General features: G+C 37.3%; 6 protein-coding genes. 5 read left to right on the forward strand and 1 reads right to left on the reverse strand.

Going from position 1 to position 5,384, the window contains the following annotated elements:
- From AC22ZQ_RS12175 to AC22ZQ_RS12190, 4 genes are all read left to right on the forward strand, one after another.
- On the forward strand, window positions 1-722 hold a 722-nt coding region (locus tag AC22ZQ_RS12175; protein ID WP_318959043.1), incomplete at its 5' end, for a fructosamine kinase family protein.
- Between the two features lie 141 nt (window positions 723-863).
- Window positions 864-1,385 (forward strand): hypothetical protein, encoded by a 522-nt coding sequence (locus AC22ZQ_RS12180; RefSeq protein ID WP_318959044.1) that lies wholly within the window; start codon window positions 864-866, stop codon window positions 1,383-1,385.
- 154 nt (window positions 1,386-1,539) lie between these two features.
- Complete coding sequence (locus AC22ZQ_RS12185; RefSeq protein ID WP_318959045.1) at window positions 1,540-3,219, forward strand: OmpA family protein; 1,680 nt, start codon at window positions 1,540-1,542, stop codon at window positions 3,217-3,219.
- A gap of 4 nt (window positions 3,220-3,223) precedes the next feature.
- Complete coding sequence (locus AC22ZQ_RS12190) at window positions 3,224-3,892, forward strand: SCO family protein (RefSeq protein ID WP_318959046.1); 669 nt, start codon at window positions 3,224-3,226, stop codon at window positions 3,890-3,892.
- Between the two features lie 63 nt (window positions 3,893-3,955).
- Here AC22ZQ_RS12190 and AC22ZQ_RS12195 read toward each other — a convergent pair whose 3' ends face one another.
- Window positions 3,956-4,099, reverse strand: a complete 144-nt coding sequence (locus AC22ZQ_RS12195) for a hypothetical protein (RefSeq protein ID WP_318959047.1) — start codon at window positions 4,097-4,099, stop codon at window positions 3,956-3,958.
- Between the two features lie 118 nt (window positions 4,100-4,217).
- Here AC22ZQ_RS12195 and AC22ZQ_RS12200 point away from each other — a divergent pair.
- Window positions 4,218-5,384: BamA/TamA family outer membrane protein (locus tag AC22ZQ_RS12200; protein WP_318959048.1), on the forward strand; the 1,167-nt coding region annotated here is incomplete at its 3' end.

Genomic DNA, 5,384 nt, shown 5'->3' on the forward strand with positions numbered 1-5,384 from the left:
ATGAAAAGGATAGATATCCGGATATGTTCAAAAAGGAAATGCATGCCCTGGAGTTTATCAATGATCATGCATCCATAGGTTGTGTTACGCCCATCAATTACTTCGAAGATGACAACTACCAATACCTTTTATTGGATTGGATAGAAGAAGGGAAAAAAGATGAAACCTTTTACGTGCGCTTTGCGCATGAATTGAGTGAAATGCACAAGCTCACCCATCAAGAATTTGGTTGGGGAGTAGATAACTACATTGGTTCTTTGCTGCAGCAGAATGATCAAAAAGCAACATGGCAAGAATTCTATGCTACGCAACGTATACTTCCGCTTACGAAAATGGCTTTTGATAATGGTTTGTTAAACGAACTTTGGGTACGAGGAATTGAGAACTTTTGTAAAGAAATCGATAACGTTTTTCCCAACGAACAACCGGCACTTTTGCACGGAGACTTATGGGGAGGAAACTACATGGTAGATGCCGGTGGAGATACAATCTTAATTGATCCAGCCATTTACTTTGGTCACCGAGAAATGGACTTGGGTATGACCCAATTGTTCGGTGGTTTCAACGATACTTTCATAGAAGACTACAACGTTTATTCACCCTTAGAAAAAGGATGGCAACAACGCATCAAATACACGCAATTGTACCCTTATTTAGTGCATTTAAACCTCTTTGGTAGAAGTTATTTGCCAGGTGTGCAGAAGGTGGCGATATTGTTTTAAGCGTGAATAGTTTGGTTTAGGTGATGAGTGATAAGAGATAAGTCAAAAGTGGGATTGTGATAGCTTTTTGATTCTACTTTTCAAATCTTTATTTTTGGGTACGAAAAAGAAATCTACGTAAAACCATAAACCAAATCCTACATGTACAAAGTATTGATCATCTTAACTTCCTATTTGTGTTTATTTGGTAATCAAATGTTTTTCCAGCAGACCAATAATGGGGAACCTTTATTGAGACTTGGAAATGAATTCATTTGCTCCCTTGAAAATGGAAACTTAGTTTTGAATGATAAAGTTCAAAACGGCTTTCTTATTGAAGAAAAGGCAGATACACTTATCTATTACCAAGAGCATGATTTTTATACGGATAGCACAGAGGAGGGGAGTTATGCAGGTTTTATTATAACACATGTCTCTAAAGCAGATTCTGTGCTCCAAAGTATTGGGGTGTGTATAGATTTTGACAATAGGCCTGAGGGAAGGTTTTTAGAAAACTTTCAACGTAAGATGTTTCCCGAATTAAAAGAAACTTTGGTCTTTGAAGATGAATGGAGTAAGGATTATAATAGCAAAACTTACAAAGAACTGATAGGAATACATCCCCCTCAGCACAGTTTAGTTAAAAAATGGCGTTTGTATTATGAGGTGAAAGTTTTGAAATAGCTTATAAGTTGATTTTCTACTTTTTGCTAAAGACAATCTATACCTAGTTGTTTCCCTACTCCAAACTGTTCTTTCTTTCCTTCCACACGACATTTGTTAATTAAAAAATCGTCCCTTTTAATGTTATGTTTAACACTATATTAATTTTGTAGATGTGAGAAGGATAAGTATAACATTTGCATTCGTAATCAGTTTTTTAAACGCTTTTGGTCAAGATGCCGCAAGCGATAGTTTGGCTTTGGTACATTACCAAGATAGTGTAGCGCAGCGACAGGCCTATATTGACTCTTTATTGGCCGTCAAACCTTTGTTTGCCTTGAGTCCAGAATACTACAAAGACCGCTACAATGCAGGTGATTTAACTTACAAAATCACAGATAATAGAGGAGATGGATTCGACTCCCTGTACGGAACAAGAAATTTACGACCAATTTTATACGGTGTAGCTTACCGTGGAGGAGCAAATAACTACTATCACAAAGAAAACAAGCGTAGTAACCACAATCCTTTGCCAGATGATGGAATTCGCAACCTTTGTGTAGAAGGGTTTTCAGCTTCAATTTACCTCTACCAAGAAAATTTTGACACAGCACCCCAAGTGGATAGCTGTGCCTGCGTACATGGTGGTTTGAACGATATGGATTACTACCAATACGATTACTTCGATAATCAACACATTTACGAGATGTTGAAATTGGTAAGGAATTCTGCCATTAACGATAGTGTTGGTCCCGTTTACTTACACTGTTGGAATGGGTGGCATGCTTCAGGATTGTTGGCTGCACTTACACTTCGTCAGTTCTGTGGAATGTCGAAATGGGAAGCGATTAACTACTGGGATATCAATACAGATGGTGCCAATAACTCTCCGCGTTACCAGAAGATTAGAAACATTATTAAAGATTTTGAACCTTATCCAGACTTAGTGATTACAGATTCATTGGGAAATAGAATTTGTCCTCCTATGCCAGAAAACATTGATAGTTCAGAAATTCATGTTGAAGTGGAACACTTGGTGTATGTACCTGAAAGTATTCCTGTAGGATTTTCTATTGTGTTGTACAATACAAGCTTTGGTTCTGGAAAAACTAGTTTTTCTAATCCAAGTGACAACCCCGATTTACAAAACTTATTGACAGCTTTGAAGGAGCAACCAGAATTGAAAGTAGAAATAGGAGGGTATACAGATAACTCTGGTTCATACAGTAAAAACGTTCAGATTTCTGCGCAACGTGCCAAGTTTGTTTACAACTGGTTATTGCGCCAAGGAATAGATCAATCTAGAATTTCTTACAAGGGTTACGGACCTAAAAAACCTTTGTACAGTAACCGTTATAAATCTACAAGAGCAGGTAACCGTAGAATAGAAGTGAAGGTTTTGGAGAAAAAAGTAGACAACATGGATGTGTTGGTAGATCAAGGTGATGAAGAAGTTGTTGTGAGAAGAAGAGACAGCTTGGAATCGATGAAGATAGGTGAAAGCATGGTTTTGTCAGGAGTCAACTTTGAACCCAACCAAGTGGTGTTGACAGACAGCTCTAAAATGTATTTGGATAGTTTGATTGTTAAAATCAAAGCCATGCAAGGAAATGGATTTAAAGTGGAAATAGGTGGACATACCGATAAAAGTGGATTAGAAGAACTAAACATTTTATTGTCTCAACAACGTGCCGAAGCTGTATACAACTACCTTATTGAGCAGGGAGTAAATGCAAAGTACATTTCTTGGAAAGGGTACGGTTCTGAAAATCCTATTGAATCGAATAAATACCAATGGGGTAGAGAGTTGAATCGACGTGTAGAAATCACTCTTCTTTCTAAAGCAAATTCTTAAAAAAATGAGAGTAGTACTTTTTGGAGCAATAGTCGTAGCAAGTATCTTGGTGGCTTATTTCATGACTACTGAGTCACAAAATAAAAAGCACTTAAGGGTAATTCAACCCAACCAGATTATTGAACCTGGCGTAGTTCCTAATGATTTGAAGCACGTTTCCATGGGGCATAGAGTGGGTGACTTTTCCTTTCAAAACCAGTACAATGAAACAGTGACCTTGGATAATGTTAAAGGGAAAGTTTTTGTTGTAGAATACTTCTTCACGACTTGCGGTACTATCTGTCCGCGTATGACCCAACAAATGATGCGTGTGCAAGAACGTTTCAAAGGAAATGATGACGTAAAAATCTTAAGTTTTACAGTAAATCCTGAAATAGACACTGTAGAGGTAATGAAGGAATATGCGGATGGTCATGGAGCAGTGAAAGACCAATGGCATTTCTTAACAGGAGAGAAAGAAAAACTCTATGACTTAGCGCGCAGATCATTCTTTGTATTAAAACCAGCAGAGGCTCAAAACTTAGGGGATGCAGGTTCAGACTTTATTCATACTAATAATTTTGTATTGGTAGATCAGCAATTGAGAATAAGGAATTACTATGATGGAACTTCTATGACTTCCGTAGATGAATTGATGGAAGATATTCAAGTATTGTTGGACGAGGAAAAGTAGATCCACAAAAAAAGGTTACCCTTGAGATAACCTTCGTAATAATGTTTTTCTTTTGATAATCGCTTAGTTTGCGGCTAAATCATTCTGCTCAACTGGAGCTTTAGCTTGTGAATAAGCGTCGCAGTGTCCACCTCTAGAAGATGCACAAGATGCTACCACACTTGCAAGAAATAATCCAATTATCGCGAAGGCTACTGTTTTCCTCATAATGTTTTTATAGTTTTATCGTTGATGTGTTACAAAGATAGAAATAAAACGTTGATATTATTGATATATTGTAATTACTTATCATAGAACTGTTTAGTTCTAAACAAAATCACAGAATTTGAAACGTAGCATCATCCTTTTTTTAATCTTGGGCGTATGTACTTTTTGGGCGAGATCTCAAAAGGAATACCATCTTGATTTCAAGGGTGATACTCCACTAAAAGTAAAGAAATTAGAGAAGCGTAATTTTAAGGATAGTCTAGAGGTGTTAGATTATCTCCAGAAAATGTGGTTAATAGATGTTTCCAAGGGATATCCGCTTGCGAGTATAGACAGTTTAGTGTGGAAGGATAAGTTACTCACGGCAAAATATTTCCGTGGCCCTTCTTTTAAAAAAATACGCGTTTTTGTTCAAGAAGAGGATGCAAAACTCATCAATACCATTCCTGCTATTTCCGAAAAAGCCTTGTTGAATATGACCTATGATGCCAAGGAACTCAGCGATGCATTGAAGCGCATATTGAACTATTGCGAAAATAACGGATATCCTTTTGCAGAAGTGAAATTAGAACAAGCCGAGATTGTTGAAAATGAAATTCATGTCAACCTTCGCATCAACCTCGGACCCTATGTAAATATACTTTCTATTGAGGTGAAAGGGGAGGCAGCTGTAGCCAAGAAGTATGTATGCAACTACATCAATATCCAAGAAGGTGATGCTTATTCAGAAAGCGCATTAAGAGATATTTCTTCACGCATGCAGCAGGTTACTTTTTTGTCGGAGATAAGACCACATGAAATTCTATTTACTCCAGAAGGTTGTGTTTTGTATCTATACCTAAAGAGTAATCCTGTAAGTTTAATTAATGGTATTGCAGGTCTACAACAAGACCCTATAAATGATAGAACGATTGTTACAGGGGATATACGTTTAAAACTTCAGAACACCTTGAAGAGAGGAGAACTCTTGGAAATGAATTGGCGCAGTTTACAACCGGGAACCCAAGAGCTAAATGCAGCATTCAATTATCCTTTTTTACTCAATACACCCTTCGGTATTCAGTCTTCTTTTGCCTTGTACAAGCAAGACAGTAGTTTTTTAACAACTAATGCCAAAGTGGGGATACAGTATTTCCTTAAAGGGGGAAATTACATCAATGCCTTTTATGAGCGTGAAAATTCTGCAGTGTTACGCACGCAAAGTACCTTGTCAAATTTGTCGAATGTGAGTACCAACCGGTATGGTTTAGGTTTTTACAGGCGTCGCTTAGATTACATACCTAAC

This window comes from Lishizhenia sp. (assembly GCF_057456495.1).

Coding starts and splice junctions, on each gene's coding strand:
- AC22ZQ_RS12195 (WP_318959047.1), bottom strand. CDS start 4,099: ATGAGGAAAACAGTAGCCTTCGCGATAATTGGATTATTTCTTGCAAGT.
- AC22ZQ_RS12180 (WP_318959044.1), top strand. CDS start 864: ATGTACAAAGTATTGATCATCTTAACTTCCTATTTGTGTTTATTTGGT.
- AC22ZQ_RS12190 (WP_318959046.1), top strand. CDS start 3,224: ATGAGAGTAGTACTTTTTGGAGCAATAGTCGTAGCAAGTATCTTGGTG.